The organism is Kamptonema sp. PCC 6506, from assembly GCF_000180455.1.
GTDB lineage: Bacteria > Cyanobacteriota > Cyanobacteriia > Cyanobacteriales > Microcoleaceae > Kamptonema > Kamptonema formosum.
In genome coordinates this window covers 1-20,179 of sequence record NZ_CACA01000341.1, presented here as the reverse complement: position 1 = coordinate 20,179, position 20,179 = coordinate 1, and the positions used below count along the sequence as shown (strand labels likewise).

Here is a 20,179-nt window from a genome sequence, read left to right as displayed (position 1 = left end):
TCTTCTTAGCTTATACTTTCTAGATAATACTGCGAAAAAGTGCTTAAATAATGACTGACTTAAATAAAAACACAGCTTCTGAATTAGACCTGGCTATCGTGGATTATGTAACAGCATTGAATGAGTTTGAGCAAGAAGCACCCAAATCAGAGGGAAAAACTCTGAACCTCCTATTAGCTCGCGATGCCGTCGCCGTAGCTTTAAACTCACTAACTCAGTCTTCGGCGACAACTATAGCTAGTTTACTTCAATTAGATGAGCGGTTAAAAACACAAGCTGGTGCGATCGCAGAGGCGGGTAAATTAGAAGACTGGCGTAGTAGTTTGAACCCTCCAGAGTCATCCTGGTGGTGGTTTTTTCAACCCGCCAAGCAAGCACACTCCTGGGATCGTTTCGATGACCTCTGGAATGGGTTAAGCGTCGTCTGTATAACTACGTTTGCTGCCTATATGACAAGTTTGATACCCAAATTTGCTGTGGGCGGGTTCAGCGTGCTGGAATCATTTGGTATCATTGGCCCTAGCGGTTTGATGGCCTTGGCTTTGTCGAGTTTGCAAGGCGGAGGAGGAGAGAAAGTCATTAAGAATATGATGAATAAAGCGAGGATTCCCTCCCATTTACAGAGCGAAGTTACCTTGGGAATTTCGGCTACCCTATTGCTAGGTGCGATCGTTGCTCAAGCCAATTTACCTAAAATTGCTGACTCCTATTATCAGGAAGGACGCAAGTATTACGATCTAGGTCTATTAACAAAAGCAGAGGAGAAGTATAAACAAGCACTTAACCTCGATCCAGACGATGACAAAATTAGCCTTGGCTTGGGGGAAGTTTATGAATCTATAGGAAATTTGGAAGCAGCAGAAAAAACATACAAAGACTCATTAGAAGATGGGAATCCTTTAGCTTTTAACAATTTGGGGCGTGTCTATCGTCACCAAGGGAATTTAGTGACAGCAGAAGCATTTTTTCGGATGGGTTTGCAGCGTAGCAACGATGACTTCATCAAATTTCAACTCCACAGAAATCTCGGATGGGTTCTATTGGATCAAAAACAATATGACAAAGCTGCTTTGGAGTTAGAATCTGCGATCGCACTCGACAAAAAAATTAATAAGCGTCGAATAGGTGGCGGGATGGCGAATTGCCTGCTAGCAAAGGTACGAGAAATTCAGAAAAATAAACAAAGAGAGCAACGAGAATGGGAGCATTGCAAAAAATTTGCTCGTCCAGAAACCCTCAATGAGTATCAATGGCTAGTTGAAGCTGGGCGGAGAGATATTGCATCTACGGTTGATACTTCATCAGTAGTAGCTGGTGAGGAAACACCAGTAACTCCACCAGTAACTCCCAATATTACCTCCCCCTCTCCTAAGCCAAATACTACAAAACCCACTCCTTAAATTAAGTTGTTTAACAGTTAACAGTTAACCGTTAACCGTTAACCGTTAACAGCTAACTTTTGAAAACAGCTTTTAAGGCAAAATGTGGCAAAGCTAACATCCGCCGCCATCTCCAAGGTTCTTGATAAAGCCGATATAACCATTCCAAATGATTGTCACAGAAAAAGGCAGGAGCGCGGGTTTTAACTCCTGCCCAAATATCAAAGCTACCGCCGACTCCAACCCAAATGGCTTGGGGACACAGATGACGATTTTTGGCAATCCAAAACTCTTGACGAGGCACTCCTAAACCCACAAAAATGAGCTTTGGTTGTAACTCTTTGAGAGAAGTTTCTAACTCTGTTTCTTCTGTTTCCGAAAGATAGCCGTGCTGAGATGCGATCGCTAATCCATTGACTCGCTGTTGCCAACGCTCTGCTGCTGCGATCGCGACCCCTGGAGAACCCCCATAGAAAAATACAGGTTCATTGGAACCCATTTGTCCGACTTGACGCAGCAGTGATTCTGCTAACTCTATCCCCGGACATCGCTTGATGGTTTTGCCTTTGAGTCGCAAGTAGAGGACAACGCCTGCTCCATCGGGAATTACAAGTTCTGATGAAGCGATCGCTCTAGCTAGGTTTTGGTTGCGCTCTGCTAGCATTGCCATTTCAGCATTCAGCGTCACGACATGACTGCCGAGGCCCCGATGCGATCGCGACATCAACCAGCCTGGGTAATCGTCTAAAAGGTGAACGGGTTGCCCCAGCACTGGAAATTGTGGGAGCTCGTAATCCATAATTCTGTTTTCATCTATCCTACACACCTACTAGGTTAGGCTAGCCGATCGCGGCAATCAAGGCTAGAGGCCTATTAAAAATTAAAAATTAAAAATTAAAAATTAAATTTATTATTTTAATTTTGCATTGTGCGATCGCACTTTTTGGTAATTGGTATTTGGTAATTAGCGATCGCTCTCATTTAATTTTCGCGTACTAAAACTTAGAGCGCTACGCCAACCCCCTTTTAATTTTTCTCTCCCAACCCAGTTTTAATCATTCTGGATAAATTTAATTTTTAATTTTTTAACTTTTTAATTTTTAATTTTCCTCTTCTGCTTCTCTCTGCCACTGCTGCCAAAGCTCAAAAGCATTAAACCCCCTATACTGCAAGTAATTCAAGACCTTTCCCTTCGTTTTCGGGTCAACTTTACTCCAGTCATCGATCTTATATTTCCGCATTACCTTGGCTTTGAGTAGCTCGAGTTTTTCGTCCTCTGTGTTCTCTGTTTCAGGGTATTGTTGGGCCCAGACTTCTTCAAATAAATCCCCATCAATTCCTTTTTCTCTACACTTGCGCTTGACTACAGATTTACCATACTTACCGCTATACGATCTAATTAGGCTAGCAACCAAGCGTGAGTCAGACTGATAGCCAAGATTTTGAAGTTCAGCGATCGCATCGAGAATATCACCCGCCTCAAACCCCTTATCGTGCCCCTTTTTGTTAAGTTCAGAGACGCTGTAGTCCTTGCGACCCAACAGAAAATAGAAATAGTCCAGACAGTTCATCGGGCAGCCAATTTTTAGATTTTAGATTTTAATATTTTAGCTTGACAAAACTAAGGTTTGGGCGTATTACACGACCGCCCTAGCCGACCAGCAAGGATTCTAGATTTTAGATTTTAGATTGATTCTACTTCTGGAGCTTGACAGGGAAAGCGGAAAGGAAAGCCAAAGAAAAGTTTTCTTAATTTTCCTTCCCCTGACCCCGATCGCTTCCTCTTGTTTGAACAAACAGGGACTAAATTTGCCCTGCTGAGTTAGCCTGCGTGCAGATTTTTAGATTGGCAATTTTAGATTTACCTGCTTGGCTGGAAACTGTACCCACCGCAGGCAAATGCCGGCAGATCGGAGATTTTGGAGAGCCATTTTTCGATTTGTTCCACCGATTCGTCATCGAGGCGCAAAACTAAATAATCCAAAATCCCCAAGCCAAAATTTACTGTCGGCAAGGTAGCATAGCCGTCCCGAACGAGAGCAGCAAGACTGATATTTTTTCCCTTGTAAAGCAACTAAGACTTACGCACTCAGTCGGATAATCCACTCTAGGACAAGGCTTCCAGCCTTTGAGCCAGCGATCCGAACAATAATTTTTGTGTCAGTACGGAAGTCTTAGTAACATTAGCTAAACATAGAGGAACTAGGGACATAAAGTGTGGTTAGAGGAACAAGTGCGGGAGTAGATTTACAATCCCCTAGTCTTTATTCTTCTCCATCTTCTTCATCGCCCTCGTCATCACCTCCAATGTCAGTCAGGTCAGCATCAATCTGAATCAAGCGGATGTGCTTGTAGCCCAATTTGATCTCAAACTCGTCCCCTGGCTTTAAGCCCATCTCTTTCGTATAATTGGCCCCAATAACAATTGAGCCATTTTTGTGAACGCTTGCTCGATAACTAGCTTCTCGGCCGCGACCATCAGCTTTGCTTTTCTCTAGCTCAATACCTTTAGCAGCTAGTACAGAGTCGTAAAACTCTGCTAAGTTGATGCGAGTATCGCCGCCTTTGCTGACTGTGTAGTAGCCGCAGAGTTTGGCTAGTTCTCGGCGTGGTAAATCGCTGCCTTTGATTTTTTGAAGCAGAGCTTTTCCTGTTAAAGGTGCTGTAGCTGTTTCTACCATTGAGAATACCTCGTGAATTTAGGTTTACTACATTAATTAGAACACATTACACCTAATTTATTTCACATTCTTTCTGTGGGATAAAGTCTTATTTCCATTTTTCTGGGAATTTTCACGCCTTTTATTTACGTCTCGGTCTGCTGGTAAGGATGAATTTTATCTCTAATCCTTGCATCAAAAATCGAAAATGGTATAATCCCTTGGGACAAGTTTTAGGCGGAGCGAGCTATCCTGTACTTTTTCAAAAGCGTTTTGAGCATCCTGTTGTGCTACTGGCACGCGGTAAGATTGGGCCGAGAAGTGGTGCCGATCTTTGCGGTTGAGAGGGGATGGAAGAATAAGTAATACTACTAATTTGCTAAATTTGGTGGCAGCTAGAGGAAGTTGTCGCGTCTGGAGAGGGGAAGAAAAACTTAGCCTATGAATGTCACTGAGGATCGACTAATCAGTCTGATGCGTACTTAATCTAATTTGCTCCCAATTTAAGTAGGGAAATTTACTATCGGCGACCCAAAGGGGGAAAAGGGAAATGGGAAAGGGGAAATAAGTGCGCTCGTTCCGGCCGTGCCGGATAGCGATCTAAAAGGCGATAGAAGAATAATAGAGGCAGCGATCGCAGAAATGCTACTCCTATTAACCTGGAATATCTCAGCAAAAGAGAGGACAGCAGATTGGGTATTAACAATCCGATCGCCGCCTGAAAGTTACGACCCAGAGGATAATTATCTTTGCGGCGCTTAACTTTAAGGTAATAATTGACTACAGTGAAATTTTGATAAGTGGTGATTTGAGTGATTGGCAGTTTAGCAATTGGAGTCGCAGCAGGAGCTTCACTGCTGGCATTAGGCGGATTCGCCTTAGAGTTGCAGTACCGTCTGCGTCCCGGCAATAAATTAAACCTGATGCCGGGAGATTGGCACTTAAGCGTAGCAGAACCCGATCGCTACCTATTAGTGGGGGAAATGGAATTTCAGAACCTAACCGATCGTTTTGAAATCATGTTGCCAGAGGTTGAGGCACGGGTAAAACTCCTATCAGATGGCAGTTTAGACGGAGTTACCCACAAAACCAAAGTCATTCCTTGCCATAAAGAGACACCAGCAAGAGCAGATGACTACTGGTTTGGGTATATCGTTAAAGCTCGTAAGACTACAAAAGTTAAAGTATCAGTAGAAATTCACGGCGAGGATTTGAATCAATTGCAGTCAGCTTGGGTGCAAGTAAATTATGTCACCTACGGCCCCCAAGGGCGGATTCCAAAAGTCCGTCATGTAGTAGTACCACTGCAATTTCCAACTTCAGAGACAACTCCCAAAGCGAGAAATGTAGGTGTTGGCGATGTTTTTCCGATTCGTACCCATATATTGAGTCCAATTGATGACCCGGTAGAAGTTGTCAAACGCTATGCTCTTCCCTACGCACAAAAAGGCGATGTGGTGACAATTGGCGAGACTCCAGTGGCAATTATGCAGGGCCGATTTCGTCATCCCAGCGAAGTAAAACCGGGATGGGTAGCAAAACGGGTGTGTTTATTCTTCTTACCGACATCAAGTTTAGCGACAGCTTGCGGGATGCAGGCATTAGTTGATATTGTCGGGCCATTGCGAGTGTTGGCTGCATTTACAATTGGTGCGATCGCGAAAATCTTTGGCAAACCCGGAGTCTTTTACCAGCTAGCGGGGGAACAAGCACGACTGATCGACGACGTAACAGGTACGCTACCACCCTACGACCAGTTTATAGTCCTCGGCCCAGAAAATCCCCAGGAAGTAGTTGACCGCATTCAGCGAGAGACGGGAATGGCGAGTGCGATCGTAGACGCTAACGACTTGAAAGCAGTTAAAATATTAGCAGCAACTGTCGGTCTTTCCCCTGCCTTTTTAGAGCAAGCCTTGAAAAGCAACCCGGCGGGGAATGCTGACGAGCGAACGCCACTGGTTTTAATTCGACCCACCAGGGAAGAAGGGGCTAGGGGCTAGGGGCTAGGGGCTAGGGGCTAGGGGCTAGGGGCTAGGGGCTAGGGGCTAGGGGCTACGATGCTCCGATGCTCATGGCTAGGGGAAGAAGGGGAAAAAAGGGAAGAAGGGAATAGAAGGGAATAGAATGCTGGAATTCAGAACGTCCCTAACCGAAAATAGAAGCTTTTTGGCTGTGGTTACATCTCCTTGCCCCGTTGGGCGGTAAAATAAAATGCCGATTGTTCTTTTTAAGCCGTCAGCACCCCCACTGAAGTGAGGAGGCTTGATGCCTCTAAATTCGGTTAACTGACCACCTGAAGTCTTAATTGACTAAGTTTTTAAGGTCAAGATACCTAAATAAGCGTCGCTTAAGACTTGAACCGGGGAGTCTAATGTAGGGCTAAACTAGGTTTGCCTACATTTTTAGAAGCGGTTTTCACACTTACCAGATTTTTTTATGATTTCGAGTAATGACTTTCGACCAGGTGTTTCAATTGAGTGGAATAACGGGGTGTGGAAAGTGGTTGAATTCCTCCACGTTAAGCCCGGAAAAGGCTCAGCTTTTGTGCGGACGAAATTAAAAAACGTACAAACCGGAAACGTAGTAGAACAAACTTTCCGAGCTGGGGAGACTTTACCTCAAGCCAACCTGGAAAAGAGTTCTATGCAACATACCTATAAAGATGGCGATCAGTTTGTCTTTATGGATATGGAAACTTATGAAGAAACGACTCTGAGTGCTGCCCAGATTGGCGATCGCGTCAAGTACCTGACGGAAGGGATGGAGGTTAATATTCTCCGCTGGGGCGAACAAATTCTAGAGGTGGAACTGCCTAATGCGGTGGTCTTGGAAGTAATACAAGCAGATCCCGGTGTTAAAGGAGATACTGCTACTGGTGGCAGTAAACCTGCGATCGTCTCAACTGGGGCTCAGGTGATGGTGCCGCTATTTATTTCCGCAGGGGAACGGATTCGGATCGATACCCGCACCGATAGCTACCTTGGTCGCGAATAAAGGCTATGTCTAGATAGTTTTGAGTTTTGAGTTTTGAGTTTTGAATTAAAAGATTTACTTAAAACTCAGCACTCAAAATTCATCACTACAGAAAATGCCATTTTCAATTACCCAATTAACCCATTACCGATTAACTTGCTGTGCAACTAGACTTAAACCAGCTTTGCGAACTGCTGACGGTTTTAGACTCTACTGGCATTTCGGAGCTGAACTTAAAAAGTGCAGATTTTGAATTGACGGTGCGAAAAGGCTCTGCTCTCAGGGAACCAGGGGCTCCTTCCCTGGGTGATGCTGCCAATTCTGATGCGATCGCCAATCGCTCCGATATTGTGACTGATGGGGCTATTTCTGAGGCAGTTGCCCTGACGGGGGCATTGGTTGCTTCTGCACCCCTAAGTTCGGGGGTGAATGCTGATGCTAAAGGTATTCCTCAGACAGGTGCTAGTGCTGCTCGACCGATAGCGGTTCCCCCCCCAGCAGAACCTAAATGGGTGGAGGTGATCTCCCCAATGGTGGGAACTTTTTACCGGGCTCCTGGGCCTGATGAGCCGCCTTTCGTGCAGGTAGGCGATCGCGTCAGAGTTGGTCAAACAGTCTGTATCATTGAGGCAATGAAACTGATGAACGAAATTGAGACAGAAGTGTCCGGTTGCGTGGTGGAAATTTTGATTCAGAACGGCGAACCTCTGGAATACGGTCAGCCACTGATGCGGATTAATCCTGAGTAAGGATTACTGTATTGTTATAAACACTAAATGTTAGTATTTGGGGATCAGTTCTTTCAGGTGAGTTTGATGACATCATCCCAGCCTGTACCACAAGAAGTTGTGCAGCAAGTTGCTGAGTATTTCAGCATTCTCAGTGAACCGATGCGTTTGCGGATTTTAAACCTGCTTCGTGACGGTGAAAAGTGCGTTCAAGAGTTGGTGGAAGCAACCGAAACCAGTCAAGCCAATGTTTCTAAACATCTGAAACTTATGCTTCAGGCTGGTATTCTCACTCGTCGGAGTGAGGGAACTTCAGCCTACTATCGGGTGGCAGATGAATTGATTTTTGAGCTGTGCAATTTGGTATGCGATCGCCTCGCGGCGCGTATCGAACAGCAAGCCCGTCATTTTCGGGAATTTAGTTTAGCCAGCAAGCAGTAGGGGGAATTGGTAGATGCCTTGAGGCAATGGGCAATCTGCCATAGTTTTTCAGTATTTGCCAATTGCCAATTACCCATTACCGCAGGCTAACAATTACTGGAGAGCAAAGTCTTTCTCAAAGGTGGAGCGAGTGCTCGGCCAAGCCACCTCTAAGCCTTCACCACCTAAAATTTTTAACGGTTTTCCATCCACAGAAATCCAGACTTTGGCATTAGGTTGCAAACTGGTAGCCGTGAATATTACTTGTCCCAAACGGCCAATCATGGAAGTGCTACCACCGCCAGAGGTAAATTCCTCTGACAAATTTACGTAAACGCCATCGTCCACTACTTTTATACTCTCAAGTTTTGTGCCTTTGGGAATTTCGCTCTGGGCATTCGCATCTGTAGGGCCTGCTAACAAGTGCTCGAAAGCACCTTTGATAGCTGTATCGGGCTTCTGGATACCCTGAGTGGCTAATTTATCAGGAACAATCTGAAAATTGCCGCCTGTATCTTTGAGCCAGTAGACTTGAACTGTTTTATTCGTGGTTGAGCCTGAAGGTAGGGGTTGGGGAGACTGCGGCTTGAGAGCCGACTCCGAACCCTGAGATGGCTGAATCTGGGCAGGAGAGGGAACTGGTACGGGGATAATTACACTTGGTGTATTGCTGGGACTAGGGGATGCTGCGGGGACGGTAGGGGGAGCAGAAGATTGGCTGCTACGGAGATTGGGATTTTGCGTTGTCCACCAGGCTATACCCCCACCAGCGGCTAAAACGAATCCACAAACACCTGCAATGACGGCTATAGGGACTTGGCGAATTTTTTGTCGATCTTTCATATTAAAATTTCTCCTTGAGGATCGGTCACTTTAAGGGGTGAAGAGCTACTTCAGATAGCTACATTTAGCTACATTTGTCTCTAGTTAGATTCTGGAAACGCCTGCGGCGGCTGATGCAAGCTTTACCAGCCTTAAGTATAGCTAGGGGCTAGGGGCTAGGGGAAGATGGGGAAGATGGGGAAGATGGGGAAGAGGGGACATAGAATCATCGTTTGGGCCATAAGTCGAGTATCCTAACCATCTTGGCGGTTGCTATATATCGATATCTATCTTTATCAAAAAGCTTCAGTTTGTTTAATTTGTTTATTGGAGCCACCAACCTTGTTGGTTACTTTTTGGGCAAAAAAGGGCAAATTTACGACTTAAATATTTTAGCATCTGTTGACGTACTGCTTTTTTTAACACCTTCTAGGGTAGCTATTTTTTTGACTCGATCGTTACGTCGTTGTCAGCGCTACTACACAAACGAAGTCCGCCTTAGTTTACTTGCAGAACGAAGTGAAAGGCGGACTAAAGAATATAAAGATTTATTTAAGCCGGAGTTTATATCACTCAGGTCGCCCCAATTGCCGTTGCATCAACTCTTTAAGCTGAATAAGCTGTTCTTGCGTCAATATTTGGCGCTCCGCTAACATCAGTTCAAAGTGATTGTTATCGATTTGCTGGCGTAGGGTTTGGATGTACTGCTGTTGTTGTCGCAATTGCTCTAAAGGGGCACTGCTTTCTAAGAGCGATCGCATTTTCCCATCCGCCTCAAAAAGTTGGTCTTGTACCTTCTGGATAACTTTGATACCTTGTTCGCGAACCGCGTGGATGCGCGATCGCTGTTCGTCGCTGAGATTGATATTTTTTGCCCAAGGGGGTTCCGGCTGACTCGCTGATTCCATTCCCATCATCGGAGGATGTGGGGGGGGTGGCGGACAGGGTGGGAATTGAGCGATCGCACTTTCAGCACTTACATTCCTCAATTGCGATTGATTAACCCCAATTCCACTCGCAATCTGTAGAATCAGAGATGTTGTACCCAATACAAATAAATAACGTTTAATCATTAGATCGTCCCTGAAAATGATTTGAACTTGAATTGTCTATTTTCTAATTAAACAATTTGAATATGACAGCTTTACCTACAATTAAATGACAAATTTGTAATGTTCGTTAATCCCAGACCGTAGTATAATCAGAAAAGAGGCAAAAATATGAATATTCTGTATGTTGAAGATGAAGCCAAAATTGCTAGCTTTGTCTGTGCTGGATTGAAAGAACAAGGTTTTGTGGTTGATTATTGCGATAACGGCGATGAAGGTTATCTACGAGCAATGGATAACGAGTATGATGTGCTAGTTCTTGACATTATGCTCCCAGGTAAAGATGGATTGGCAATTCTTAAAAGTTTGCGCCGATCTGGTCGGAATGTGCCCGTGATTTTATTGACAGCTCGTAATGAACTTGATGACCGCCTAGAAGGACTAAATCTTGGGGCTGATGATTATTTAGCCAAACCATTTTTTGTGGAAGAACTAATCGCACGTATTCATGCAGTTATCCGCCGCGTCTCTGGCGAACGGCAGAATATTTTGAGCCTGGGGCCGCTAAAATTAGATCGCATTACTCGCCAAGTTACTTGCAATCAGCAGTCGGTAGAACTCACTACCCGCGAGTTCAATTTACTGGAGTATCTGATGCGTTCTCCGGGACGAGTTTTAACCCGAACGCAAATTTTAGAGCACGTTTGGGGCTATGATTTTAATCCAACTACAAACTTAGTTGATGTTTGTATTCAACGTATTCGTAAGAAGCTGGAACGGATGGGGGGAGCGAGTTGTATTGAAAGCGTGCGAGGAGTTGGTTATTGTTTTCGTAAACCGGAAGTTTAATCGTGAAATGGCATTCTTTTCGTCTCCGAATTACCCTTTTATCTGTAATTCTTGCAGGTAGCGCTTTAGTAGGTTTTGGCTTGGTCTCTTGGTTTCAAATTTATCAGACAAAATTAGCTCGTCTTGACGATCAAATCAAAAGTCATTTATTGCGGGAATCTTCTGCACCGCGTCCCCTAGATCATTGGGAGTCTTATGAGTTCGCGTTACCATCTTTCTTCAGTGTTGATTCCCAGGCAAAGATTGCACTATTGGTGCTTGATGTTGATGGAAATGTCTTGTTTCAATCTACCAGTTGGCCCTCTGATTTAGATCGAGCGGGATTATTTCCTCCCCAAGATCCTTTCAGACCACCACCGCGCTTTCCTCCTCCCAAAGAAGGCTCTCAGTACCCCTACCCACCACCGAGAGAGGAAGAGGAATTCCCCCCAGGGCCACCACCGCCACCACCAGAAGAAGGGCTTTTTCCCCCTTCAGAATCCCGTAGAGAACGACCACAATTTAGAGATGAAAATAGACATGAAAATAGACCTGAAAAGCACCTAAACAAGTTATCTCCACTGGTGAAACGTCATACTAAGACGGGAATTTGGCGGGTTGGGGGAGTGACATCTCCTTTTATTCAGATTGCGATCGCAGTCAGTTTCACTGAATTAGAGCACGAAATGAGTGCGATTAGTAATATCTTTCTGATTTCAGTACCATCAGTTTTGATTGTAGTCGCGATCGCGGCGTGGTTTCTATCTGAAAGGGCCTTAAAACCAATCCGTAAAGTTACGGCGACTTTGCAAAGAGTGACAGCAAAAGGATTAGATCAGCGCATTCCCATTAGTGCAGTAGATGTGGAATTTTTGGAACAAATAGAGGTATTTAATCAAATGATGGAACGCCTAGAACGTAGCTTTCAACAAGCATCCCGTTTTAGCGCGGATGCGGCCCATGAACTGAAAACCCCTTTAGCAATTTTGCAAGGTGAATTAGAGAGGACATTGCAACAGGCTGATTCTGGTTCCGAACTCCAGCAAAATCTGAGTAATCTGCTGGATGAAGTAAGGCGTTTGGGTTCAATTGTCCGTAAATTATTGCTACTATCTTTAGCGGATGCGGGACAAATGCGCTTATACAAAGTTGAGATCGATTTGTCCGAACTTTTGGCGACTTTAGCAGAAGATATTGAACTATTAGCACCTCATTTAACTGTACATTTACAGATTCAGCCGGGATTACGAGTTAAAGGCGATCGGGATTTATTGATCCAAGTATTGCAAAATTTGATTACTAATGCTGTTAAGTATAATCTAGCGTCGGGTTGGGTGCGGGTTGAGGCGCAGTGTAAGGAGTTGATGGTTTCTGTAACTGTGAGTAACTCTTCTCACGATCTCCCTGTACGCGATCGGGAACGAATTTTTAACCGATTTCACCGGGGAGATTCGGCCCATAATCGCCATATTGAAGGTCTAGGTTTAGGATTGAGTTTATCCCGTGAAATTGCCCGCGCTCATGGTGGAGAGTTAAAATTAGATTCGACACCTCTTGGTCAAACTGCTTTTACTTTGAGATTAACAGGATTTACGGGGCGGTTAAAAAAAAGTAAGGTTTGAGATAACTTACTTCGTAGCCTAAATCCCTTAACGACTTATAATGTAAGCAGGACTTACGCACTGCGACTCAAGAAACCGGGTTTTTTAGCAAATCTCCGCTGCTCTAACGAAGTATTTTTGTAAAAAAACCCGGTTTCTAGGTCAATGAGCGCAAGTCATAGTAAAGTAACTGCAATAAATTATAATTTTATCAACATGACACTAACAACCCGTACAAAAGTGCCTCACGGTAGTCCTCTATTTCCCAATCGCCCTCGTCTTTCCTCTGAAGAGATAGCTAAACGCCAAACCGAGCAAGAAATATTTGCTCAACGTTGTCGGGAGATTTTTCACCGAGTTTATCCCGAATTAGTTCAAAAATACCCTGATTGGTTTATTTATATTGAGCCAAATAGTGGAGAATATTTTATTGATTCAGAGCGAAATTTAGCCCGCGAAAAAGCTAAGAAAAAGTACCCAACAGCCGTGCTGATGGCAATGTGTTTGAATGAAACTGGAACCGTTGGGAAAATATGATTCAAGGTTATTTTGGCAGGAAAGGAGAGATGTTTTTTGAGATTGAGTTAATTGCTGCGGATGGTTCAGTAATTACTGTTGATGCTTTGCTAGACACTGGATTTACTGACTGGTTAGCGATGGATACCCAAGATGTAGAGAGTTTAGGATGGTCGTTTGTGGAACGAGAAGAAAGGCTGACTGCACAGGGTGTAGCAAGTTTTAATATTTATGAGGGAAGTGTATTATTTGATAGTCAAGAGTTGACTGTTCCGGTTGTGGTTGGTGACGGAGTACCTGAAGTTTTGATTGGTTTGCCTTGGTTAGAGACTCGACGATTATTGGTGGATAAAAAAATAGGTTTGTTGACGTTAGGAGAAGATTAAAAAAGGTGCGATCGTATCGCCTATTTTCAAAACCTATTTTTTTTAAGATAAGTTTTTAAATTCGGAGGAAATTAAGAATAACCTGCGGAATATTTTCTATTTCTTGTTGTAAATTTGTACTATGCCCCTTTATCTTAGGAAAAACCCAGAAACCTATCCCCTCTAACCAATATCAACTCTAGTTGATAGCTTTCTTTGTCATCCCATCAGGTTTAGAAGTTAGCACCAACCGCAACTTAGCATGAACTAAATTTAACTTAGCCAATCCTAAATCTACACTTCCTTCTACCACAACCCCCGTATTCAGCAGTCTATCCAGCAACTCTAAAACTGACGGATTACTAGAAGTTTCTCCCGGATAATAACCGCCAGATTTTGGTAGCAAAGTCCCAATTTCTGACAAATCTAAATTTAAGTCAGCAGGATCGATTTCAAATATCTCACACATTTGCAAAACTTGCGCTTCCAACTGCTTCAAACTCTCAGCCGCCCGATCTAATTCTGCATCACTTAAAATACCAGCTTCCATGCGGCGAATTATTTGCGCTTCCATCAATTGACGGATGAGCTCAACCACAGTTAGTAGTAGGGGCGCTAAACCAGAATCTTTACTAGATTTTTCAGAATTGGGAACAAGCATATAAGAAATGGGAGAATAGGTATAGCAACCGCTTTCAGCAGTTAGGGGCTAGGGGCTAGGGGCTAGGGAAGAAGAGGAAGAGGGGGAAGATGGGGAGGATGGGTAATTAGCAATTAGTAATTAGTAATTAGTAATTAGCCATTAGCCATTAGCCATTAGCAATTAATTTATTGATCGTTTACTCCTAACCCAGTATTAACCGATTCAGTGATTGGCGGCTGACTGCCCACTAGCGATTTCAGCGCTTGCATTTCTGCTTCTAACCTCTTCACTTGTTCTAATAACATTTGATTGGATTCAGTCAAAGTCCGTGCTTGATTGCTCAAATAAGGATCGGTTTCCCACCAATTAATTCCCATTTCCTTAGCTTTATCTACCGAAGCAACTAACAAGCGAATGCGGATACTCAACAACTCCGTTGAACCAACAGAAACCGAAATATCTCCAGCAATTACAATGCCTTTATCTAAAACTCTTTCTAGCACATCTGCCAAAGTAGAACCTCCCGTTGAAGTAGTCATACTTCGACTTGCAGCACTAGGAGGGCGTATTGGTTGTGTCATCACTATTAATTATCTCCCTGAGTTACGAATAGACGGTTTTGCTGCTGTTTCAAAACACCTTTTTTAATTAGCGATCGCAGCGCGTCAATAGTCTGTACCCGATTAATGCCTAAAGCCGCTTCAATCTCGCCAACCCTTGCGCCGCGAGAATTCTGCAAATAAGTGTAAACTTCCTCTTCGCAAAGCGCTTGAGCACGATTCATTAGTTCCTGCGTCAATTCCTGTGTTTGACTAACGGCGACTGCTGTGTCTATTGTATCTAAATTCTGGCTGGTGGTATTGACATCTTCCCCCTCATCCTCTGCCAATAAGCCGTTAGATTCCCATTCTTCTAGAACAGGCCAATCTACCGAAAGTTCTCTATACAATTCCCCCAGAATAGTTGTAGCCAAATTTAATGGTTTACCACAGCGAGATAAAAGCACATCTTCACAAATCTCTCGAAAATCTACACTTTCTGCTGTGGCTGCAATCTCATGTTCCTGACAGATTTTAGCAATGATTAAAGCAGGGCGCATACCCGAAGCTTTGTCCGTACCGATCCGATGGCGAAACTCTCTCGCTAACTGTACAATTCTCCGAGCATACTCTTCATTTATCCCCAGTTTCCCCACGATAATTTCCTGCTGAGTTTCCTCATCTGGATCTGGCATATTCATTGTTACCAACCGATCCATCAAGGCATCTTGCGTGTCGTGAACTCCGCAGTATTCCTCGGAATTGGAAGTGAAAATTGCCCGGAACTCGGGGTGTACCTTAATATATTCAGACTTATTACCATTAGGTGGCAGCACTAACAGTTTTTCTTCTAAAGCTGAAAGCAATACATTGTTAACTTCTGGACGAGAACGGTTGAATTCGTCATAAACTAATGTAAACCCTTCACGACAAGCCAAAGTTAATCTTGAATCGACCCAGTTTTGCCGCAATTCATCTTCTAATTTAATGACGCTATGAATGTAATTATCGACTACTTTTTTGCGTGTATAACCTGAGTGATTGCCAATTAAATCTGTACTTTTGAGTTGATCGTCGCCAAACATCAACACTGTTGGACGCGCTAACAAATCTGCTAAATGCAGCGCCAAAGTTGTTTTTCCTGTGCCCGCAGGGCCGCGCAAATGTACGCCAAAGCCTGATTTTAAATACCTTAGAGCCCTGAGTGCCATTTCTTCGGCGGCGCGGGTATTAACATATCCTTTAGGACGCGCTCTGAGCACTGTAGTCATAGCAATTTAAGTTTTGAATTTTGGGATGGCTGTTAACTGTTAACGGTTAACGGTTAACTTTAGCGTGTGATAGTCACGGGAACTTTAACTGCATCTAAACTCAAGTAAAGGCGATCGCGCTGGACAATGGCACCTTTTTGAAGTAGCGATCGCAGTGCATCCACAGTTTGAACCCGACTGAGAGCCGTTGCTGCCTCAATTTCCGTTAACCGTGCCCCCTTACCCTGGCGAATGTAGTTATAAACCAATTGCTCCTGTACTGCGGTCATATTGGGCTTTATAGCTTCCGCTGGCTTTGCTTTCACCTCTGCCTCTAGCTTGATTGGAGCTTCAGCAGCAACAGGTTGAAATCCAATTTTACTGCCTTGATAGCGTTGATGGGTCTTAGATACGATCTTACTGTGTTCGCCCCAAACTTCAAATTGTAAATTTTGGCGGTACAAATGCAGTTGAGCTTGAAAACGAGCGTGGCGATCGCGTAGCTGTTGAGCCTCTGCCAATCGCTGTGCCCTCGATTCCTGAAAAGATTGGTGTAGCTGTCGCCTCCTTGCTTCACCCATCAACTCCAATTCTTGCAAATAACTTTGAATATCCGATCGCAAAGCTTCCATCCAGACAGTTAATTGGCGATTTAATTGCGCTTGAGTTTGAATTCGCTGCAAGTAACTTGATGTTAAAAGTTCTTGGGTCTGATTTTTGAGCATTTCGATCCGATCTTGGCGTTGTTGGCGCAAAGTCGCCAAAGTTGCACTCAGAGTTGCGTGAAATTCGCGTAATTCTTTAAATGTCGCCGCTGCCAGTTTTTCTCTATCTGTAGTAGTCTCCGCTAAAAACTGAGCCGTTTGCAAGGAAAGCGATCGCGTAAATTCATCAAGTTTTTTAGCTAACAACTCAGCTTGAATGCGGCGATTAGAGCTTGTCGCCGTCAAAAATTGCTGCGTCTGCCGCTGCAAATTCGTATATGCCTGCTGTCTCCAGTTGCGATCGTGCAATCCTTGAGTCAGACGTTCTTCTTGTAGCGCAGCAATAGTCAATCGCACCTCTTGCTGGCGCGATCGCACCTCTTGCTGGCGCTCTTCCCTTTGCGATCGCCACTCATCTAAAAGAGCCATGATCAGAGTTACCTCCTGATTCAGTTATCACCAGGACTTACGCATAATTACGTAACGCCGGCATCTTGGCGGTGACTTGACCGCCTTTGCGGGCGGCGTTACTGATAGTTTTGCGTAAGTCCCGATCCCATTTCATTTGTGCCCAACTATCGGGGCTAATCTGTCTTAAATTTAGATCGAAATCTGGGTTTTTTCATTACCATCCCCGCATCCAAATCTTTAATCAGTATCGATCGGACGCGGGATTAATCAGGCGCAGCAGTCACAGGAAGGGAAATGAGCAACTTATCTTAAATTCTTGTAGCGTATTATTTACCTCTGCACTCTGTAGCTTGCACCCTTAATGTTCAGTTCCCATTCCCAATTCCCGTTTTAGCTAGACAGACGGAACCGCCGCTTGAGAAGTCAAACCAACAGCTTCAGCATACTTCAGGTAGGTTTCCACAGAAGCAATCACGATCCTAGCTTCGATGGCTATCAGTTCGATACCCACGAGAGAAATACGTACCCACGCATCAATCACAATACCCTTGTCCAAAATGCGGTCAACCACTTCAGCCAAGCTAGAGGATGAGTTTACTTTTTCAACAGCCATGATTCAATTCCCTCAATTTGAGCTTGAGGCTTGGTGTTTTGCACCTATTTCGCCTCTGAACCCATCATACTAGGGTTTCATCTTGGCGAAATCAGTAAATCTACCCTAATCTAGATTACATTTTGTCTAAGTTTTGGATCTCGGCTCCTAAAGTGCGATCGCACTGCTGACCAAGCTTAGGCTCTATAGTTTTTGATTTTCAATTTTTGATTTAAATTCTCTTGGCTAGCAGAACAACAGGCTTAAAATTGGCACATAAAATTTTATATTAATCAAACACTTCTTAATGAACCTTATAATCGGTAAAAAAGCTTAAGATTAAAAGATTCACAATTAAACATACCTAGAACCGCCAGAAGGCTATACCCTCCGCCATCTGGTTAGCGGTAAGATGAATAATGATGCCCCGGATACTTGTTATTGATGATGACCCTACGATCGCGGAACTTGTTGCCGTCAACCTAGAAATGGCAGGCTACGAAGTCACCCAAGCAGAAGACGGCATCAAAGGTCAGGCCCTAGCCATCCAAATGCTGCCTGACTTGATCATGCTAGATTTAATGCTGCCGAGGGTAGATGGATTTACAGTTTGCCAGCGTTTGCGCCGCGACGATCGCACCGCAGACATTCCCGTATTAATGCTGACCGCCTTGGGTCAAACCCAAGATAAAGTAGAAGGCTTTAACTCCGGTGCTGACGACTACCTGACCAAACCCTTTGAGCTAGAAGAGATGCTAGCGAGAGTGCGAGCCTTGCTGCGGCGAACCGACCGCATCCCTCAAGCCGCCAAACACGCTGAAATCCTGAGCTACGGCCCTCTTACCCTCGTCCCAGAGAGATTTGAGGCTATTTGGTATGCTCAAATAGTCAAACTCACTCACCTAGAATTCGAGTTACTGCACTGCTTACTCCAGCGTCACGGTCAAACCGTCTCTCCCAGCGAAATTCTCAAAGAAGTTTGGGGATACGATCCTGATGACGACATCGAGACGATCAGAGTACACATTAGACATCTGAGAACCAAGATGGAACCCGATCCCCGCCATCCCCGCTTCATTAAAACCGTTTATGGGGCTGGCTATTGCTTGGAGTTACCCAGCAATGGGAGCAAATCTGAGGAGGACAGAAATCATTAGATATAGCGGTTAACTGTTAACTGTTAATTGGTAATTGGTAATTGGTAATTGGTAATTGGTAACTTGTTTAGGACTTACGCACGTACTACGATTTTCTGTCATTGCGACCGTAGGGAAGCAATCTCAAACTTAGGTTTATGGTACAGTGCATAAGTCCTGACCTAGCTGTTTGCAGTTCGCTACAGGTAGAGATGATAAGCTTTTACACATTTAATTTGTGTATTAATTCATCAATGTATTTCTCCCCGAACCTTGCAGGGAAGGGGTTGGGGGGTAGGTCACAGACACAGATAATACAGTTTATATGCGTAACAGCTTAACAGATTTATTGGCTAATTAGTTTACAAGTGCGATCGCTATGACTACCAACTCGAACAAAACATCAGTTACTCATAGAGACAGTCTCTATAAAGAGGATTTTTATCTGTGGCTCAATACGACGGCTCAACTGTTGCGCTCCCGCCAACTTGATGACGTTGACTTTGACAATTTAATTGAGGAAATTGAGTCAATGAGTGGTAGTCAGCGACGGGAACTTAAAAACCGCTTAATTGTTTTGTTGATGCACTTACTCAAGTATCAATATCAACCCTCATTACGCTCAAATTCTTGGATAAGTACGATTCTCGAACAACGTCGTCAGCTTGAGTTTTTATTAAAAGATAGTCCCAGCCTCAAACCTTACTATCTTGAAGTATTTTCTGACTGCTACTCTAATGCTGTCGTTGATGCTTCTACGGAAACCAAGATACCTGTTAATACTTTTAGTGAACTTTGTCCCTTTTCTCCTGAAGATGCGATCGACTCTAGCTTCATCATTTCTCTAATTAATCACGAACGAGACTAGACATCTGCAAGAGCAGCCAACAATAATCCTTCAAATAATTTAATTCCCTCGGTATTGCCCAACATAGGATCGGAAGCCCTTTCTGGATGCGGCATCATTCCTAACACATTTCCTTGACGATTGCAAATACCTGCAATATTATTTAACGAACCGTTAGGATTGCCAACATTGCTGATTTGACCTGCACTTGTACAGTAGCGAAATAAGATTTGACCGTTATCTTCAAGTTCAGCTAAAGTATCAGCATCCGCATAGTAGCGTCCCTCACCGTGAGCAATGGGAAGGTTGATAATTTGACCGGATTTATAAGCCGAAGTCCAAAGAGTGTTAGTGCGTTCGACTTTGAGAGGGGTGCGATCGCAAATAAAACTTAAACCTGCATTTCTGGTTAAGGCCCCTGGGAGTAAACCCGCTTCGGTTAATACTTGAAAACCGTTGCAAATGCCCAAAACGGGTTTACCCAGTTTGGCGTGTTCAACAGTAGCTTTCATAACTGGAGAAAAACGTGCGATCGCGCCGCATCTCAAATAATCTCCATAACTGAAACCGCCGGGAATTACTACCACATCTAGGTCAGAAATATCCGTTTCTTCATGCCAAATCATGCGAGTAGGCTGATTTAGCAAGCCTTGAGTCACCCAAACCACATCGCGATCGCAATTTGAACCGGGAAAAACAATAACGCCAAATTTCAT

At 44.0% G+C, this 20,179-nt stretch carries 25 protein-coding genes; 14 read left to right on the top strand and 11 right to left on the bottom strand.

Annotated features, from left to right (window positions below; genetic code table 11):
• Positions 1–50: 50 nt before the first annotated feature.
• Entirely contained in the window at positions 51–1,400 is a 1,350-nt protein-coding gene (locus tag OSCI_RS23235) for a tetratricopeptide repeat protein (protein WP_007357617.1), read from the top strand.
• Between the two features lie 52 nt (positions 1,401–1,452).
• Here the strand turns inward: OSCI_RS23235 and OSCI_RS23230 are convergent, their stop codons facing one another.
• Both OSCI_RS23230 and OSCI_RS23225 read right to left on the bottom strand, forming a co-directional pair.
• Positions 1,453–2,178: a WecB/TagA/CpsF family glycosyltransferase gene (locus OSCI_RS23230; RefSeq protein ID WP_007357616.1), complete on the bottom strand. Its 726-nt coding sequence runs from the start codon at positions 2,176–2,178 to the stop codon at positions 1,453–1,455.
• Between the two features lie 301 nt (positions 2,179–2,479).
• Positions 2,480–2,950 carry a regulatory protein RecX gene (locus OSCI_RS23225; RefSeq protein ID WP_007357615.1) on the bottom strand — a complete coding sequence of 157 codons (471 nt, stop codon included), beginning with the start codon at positions 2,948–2,950 and terminating at the stop codon, positions 2,480–2,482.
• Positions 2,951–3,210: 260 nt separating this feature from the next.
• Between OSCI_RS23225 and OSCI_RS31040 the strand changes: the two genes are divergently transcribed.
• On the top strand, positions 3,211–3,354 hold the full coding sequence (locus OSCI_RS31040) for a hypothetical protein (RefSeq protein ID WP_193387022.1): 144 nt from the start codon (positions 3,211–3,213) through the stop codon (positions 3,352–3,354).
• Between the two features lie 289 nt (positions 3,355–3,643).
• Here the strand turns inward: OSCI_RS31040 and OSCI_RS23215 are convergent, their stop codons facing one another.
• Positions 3,644–4,060 carry an AbrB family transcriptional regulator gene (locus OSCI_RS23215; protein ID WP_007357613.1) on the bottom strand — a complete coding sequence of 139 codons (417 nt, stop codon included), beginning with the start codon at positions 4,058–4,060 and terminating at the stop codon, positions 3,644–3,646.
• Between the two features lie 149 nt (positions 4,061–4,209).
• Here OSCI_RS23215 and OSCI_RS30920 point away from each other — a divergent pair, with 149 nt between their 5' ends.
• The 6 genes from OSCI_RS30920 to OSCI_RS23195 all read left to right on the top strand — a co-directional run bounded on the left by OSCI_RS30920 (position 4,210) and on the right by OSCI_RS23195 (position 8,181).
• Positions 4,210–4,383, top strand: a complete 174-nt coding sequence (locus OSCI_RS30920; RefSeq protein WP_007357612.1) for a hypothetical protein — start codon at positions 4,210–4,212, stop codon at positions 4,381–4,383.
• A 241-nt stretch (positions 4,384–4,624) separates the two neighbouring features.
• Entirely contained in the window at positions 4,625–4,801 is a 177-nt protein-coding gene (locus OSCI_RS30325) for a hypothetical protein (protein ID WP_007357611.1), read from the top strand.
• 50 nt (positions 4,802–4,851) lie between these two features.
• Positions 4,852–6,039, top strand: a complete 1,188-nt coding sequence (locus OSCI_RS23210; RefSeq protein ID WP_007357610.1) for a hypothetical protein — start codon at positions 4,852–4,854, stop codon at positions 6,037–6,039.
• Between the two features lie 436 nt (positions 6,040–6,475).
• Positions 6,476–7,033, top strand: coding sequence for an elongation factor P (gene efp, locus OSCI_RS23205; protein WP_007357609.1), 558 nt, complete (start codon positions 6,476–6,478; stop codon positions 7,031–7,033).
• A gap of 140 nt (positions 7,034–7,173) precedes the next feature.
• A complete protein-coding gene (accB, locus tag OSCI_RS23200) occupies positions 7,174–7,761 on the top strand; it encodes an acetyl-CoA carboxylase biotin carboxyl carrier protein (RefSeq protein ID WP_007357608.1) in 588 nt (195 codons plus the stop codon).
• Between the two features lie 27 nt (positions 7,762–7,788).
• Positions 7,789–8,181: an ArsR/SmtB family transcription factor gene (locus OSCI_RS23195; protein WP_007357607.1), complete on the top strand. Its 393-nt coding sequence runs from the start codon at positions 7,789–7,791 to the stop codon at positions 8,179–8,181.
• A 93-nt stretch (positions 8,182–8,274) separates the two neighbouring features.
• On the opposite strand, the gene OSCI_RS23190 is transcribed toward OSCI_RS23195, so the two are convergent.
• Together OSCI_RS23190 and OSCI_RS23185 are read right to left on the bottom strand one after the other, a co-directional pair.
• Positions 8,275–9,003 carry a GerMN domain-containing protein gene (locus OSCI_RS23190; RefSeq protein ID WP_007357606.1) on the bottom strand — a complete coding sequence of 243 codons (729 nt, stop codon included), beginning with the start codon at positions 9,001–9,003 and terminating at the stop codon, positions 8,275–8,277.
• A 548-nt stretch (positions 9,004–9,551) separates the two neighbouring features.
• A complete protein-coding gene (locus OSCI_RS23185) occupies positions 9,552–10,055 on the bottom strand; it encodes a Spy/CpxP family protein refolding chaperone (protein ID WP_007357605.1) in 504 nt (167 codons plus the stop codon).
• 147 nt (positions 10,056–10,202) lie between these two features.
• Here OSCI_RS23185 and OSCI_RS23180 point away from each other — a divergent pair, with 147 nt between their 5' ends.
• From OSCI_RS23180 to OSCI_RS23165, 4 genes are all read left to right on the top strand, one after another.
• Positions 10,203–10,880, top strand: a complete 678-nt coding sequence (locus OSCI_RS23180; RefSeq protein WP_007357604.1) for a response regulator transcription factor — start codon at positions 10,203–10,205, stop codon at positions 10,878–10,880.
• 2 nt (positions 10,881–10,882) lie between these two features.
• The gene (locus tag OSCI_RS23175) at positions 10,883–12,481 is read left to right on the top strand and encodes a sensor histidine kinase (protein ID WP_007357603.1); all 1,599 of its coding nucleotides are present in this window, start codon (positions 10,883–10,885) and stop codon (positions 12,479–12,481) included.
• A gap of 195 nt (positions 12,482–12,676) precedes the next feature.
• Positions 12,677–12,997, top strand: a complete 321-nt coding sequence (locus OSCI_RS23170) for a hypothetical protein (protein ID WP_007357602.1) — start codon at positions 12,677–12,679, stop codon at positions 12,995–12,997.
• Positions 12,994–13,362, top strand: a complete 369-nt coding sequence (locus OSCI_RS23165; protein WP_007357601.1) for a hypothetical protein — start codon at positions 12,994–12,996, stop codon at positions 13,360–13,362. Before OSCI_RS23170 ends, OSCI_RS23165 begins: the two co-directional genes overlap by 4 nt.
• A 178-nt stretch (positions 13,363–13,540) precedes the next feature.
• On the opposite strand, the gene OSCI_RS23160 is transcribed toward OSCI_RS23165, so the two are convergent.
• From OSCI_RS23160 to gvpA, 5 genes are all read right to left on the bottom strand, one after another.
• Positions 13,541–14,002, bottom strand: a complete 462-nt coding sequence (locus tag OSCI_RS23160; RefSeq protein WP_007357600.1) for a gas vesicle protein K — start codon at positions 14,000–14,002, stop codon at positions 13,541–13,543.
• A 167-nt stretch (positions 14,003–14,169) separates the two neighbouring features.
• Entirely contained in the window at positions 14,170–14,565 is a 396-nt protein-coding gene (locus OSCI_RS23155) for a gas vesicle protein (RefSeq protein ID WP_007357599.1), read from the bottom strand.
• Between the two features lie 5 nt (positions 14,566–14,570).
• Positions 14,571–15,794 carry a gas vesicle protein GvpN gene (gene gvpN, locus OSCI_RS23150; protein WP_007357598.1) on the bottom strand — a complete coding sequence of 408 codons (1,224 nt, stop codon included), beginning with the start codon at positions 15,792–15,794 and terminating at the stop codon, positions 14,571–14,573.
• A 59-nt stretch (positions 15,795–15,853) separates the two neighbouring features.
• Positions 15,854–16,906, bottom strand: a complete 1,053-nt coding sequence (locus OSCI_RS23145) for a hypothetical protein (protein ID WP_007357597.1) — start codon at positions 16,904–16,906, stop codon at positions 15,854–15,856.
• A gap of 376 nt (positions 16,907–17,282) precedes the next feature.
• Positions 17,283–17,501, bottom strand: coding sequence for a gas vesicle structural protein GvpA (gvpA, locus tag OSCI_RS23140; RefSeq protein ID WP_007357596.1), 219 nt, complete (start codon positions 17,499–17,501; stop codon positions 17,283–17,285).
• 401 nt (positions 17,502–17,902) lie between these two features.
• On the opposite strand from gvpA, the gene OSCI_RS23135 reads away from it, so the two are divergent.
• Positions 17,903–18,637, top strand: a complete 735-nt coding sequence (locus OSCI_RS23135; protein ID WP_026103716.1) for a response regulator transcription factor — start codon at positions 17,903–17,905, stop codon at positions 18,635–18,637.
• A 358-nt stretch (positions 18,638–18,995) separates the two neighbouring features.
• Positions 18,996–19,484 carry a DUF29 domain-containing protein gene (locus OSCI_RS23130; protein WP_007357594.1) on the top strand — a complete coding sequence of 163 codons (489 nt, stop codon included), beginning with the start codon at positions 18,996–18,998 and terminating at the stop codon, positions 19,482–19,484.
• Here OSCI_RS23130 and purQ read toward each other — a convergent pair.
• Positions 19,481–20,179, bottom strand: a 699-nt coding sequence (gene purQ, locus OSCI_RS23125) for a phosphoribosylformylglycinamidine synthase subunit PurQ (protein ID WP_007357593.1), incomplete at its 5' end; no start/stop codon positions are given. The two genes, OSCI_RS23130 and purQ, sit on opposite strands and share 4 nt — an antisense overlap.

Coding starts and splice junctions, on each gene's coding strand:
- OSCI_RS23195 (WP_007357607.1), top strand. CDS start 7,789: ATGTTAGTATTTGGGGATCAGTTCTTTCAGGTGAGTTTGATGACATCA.
- OSCI_RS23180 (WP_007357604.1), top strand. CDS start 10,203: ATGAATATTCTGTATGTTGAAGATGAAGCCAAAATTGCTAGCTTTGTC.
- OSCI_RS23225 (WP_007357615.1), bottom strand. CDS start 2,950: ATGAACTGTCTGGACTATTTCTATTTTCTGTTGGGTCGCAAGGACTAC.
- OSCI_RS23185 (WP_007357605.1), bottom strand. CDS start 10,055: ATGATTAAACGTTATTTATTTGTATTGGGTACAACATCTCTGATTCTA.
- efp (WP_007357609.1), top strand. CDS start 6,476: ATGATTTCGAGTAATGACTTTCGACCAGGTGTTTCAATTGAGTGGAAT.
- OSCI_RS23170 (WP_007357602.1), top strand. CDS start 12,677: ATGACACTAACAACCCGTACAAAAGTGCCTCACGGTAGTCCTCTATTT.
- OSCI_RS23215 (WP_007357613.1), bottom strand. CDS start 4,060: ATGGTAGAAACAGCTACAGCACCTTTAACAGGAAAAGCTCTGCTTCAA.
- OSCI_RS23230 (WP_007357616.1), bottom strand. CDS start 2,178: ATGGATTACGAGCTCCCACAATTTCCAGTGCTGGGGCAACCCGTTCAC.
- OSCI_RS23165 (WP_007357601.1), top strand. CDS start 12,994: ATGATTCAAGGTTATTTTGGCAGGAAAGGAGAGATGTTTTTTGAGATT.
- OSCI_RS30920 (WP_007357612.1), top strand. CDS start 4,210: ATGAATTTTATCTCTAATCCTTGCATCAAAAATCGAAAATGGTATAAT.
- OSCI_RS23155 (WP_007357599.1), bottom strand. CDS start 14,565: ATGACACAACCAATACGCCCTCCTAGTGCTGCAAGTCGAAGTATGACT.
- OSCI_RS23135 (WP_026103716.1), top strand. CDS start 17,903: ATGCCCCGGATACTTGTTATTGATGATGACCCTACGATCGCGGAACTT.
- gvpN (WP_007357598.1), bottom strand. CDS start 15,794: ATGACTACAGTGCTCAGAGCGCGTCCTAAAGGATATGTTAATACCCGC.
- gvpA (WP_007357596.1), bottom strand. CDS start 17,501: ATGGCTGTTGAAAAAGTAAACTCATCCTCTAGCTTGGCTGAAGTGGTT.
- OSCI_RS23235 (WP_007357617.1), top strand. CDS start 51: ATGACTGACTTAAATAAAAACACAGCTTCTGAATTAGACCTGGCTATC.
- OSCI_RS23190 (WP_007357606.1), bottom strand. CDS start 9,003: ATGAAAGATCGACAAAAAATTCGCCAAGTCCCTATAGCCGTCATTGCA.
- OSCI_RS23145 (WP_007357597.1), bottom strand. CDS start 16,906: ATGGCTCTTTTAGATGAGTGGCGATCGCAAAGGGAAGAGCGCCAGCAA.
- OSCI_RS23130 (WP_007357594.1), top strand. CDS start 18,996: ATGACTACCAACTCGAACAAAACATCAGTTACTCATAGAGACAGTCTC.
- OSCI_RS23160 (WP_007357600.1), bottom strand. CDS start 14,002: ATGCTTGTTCCCAATTCTGAAAAATCTAGTAAAGATTCTGGTTTAGCG.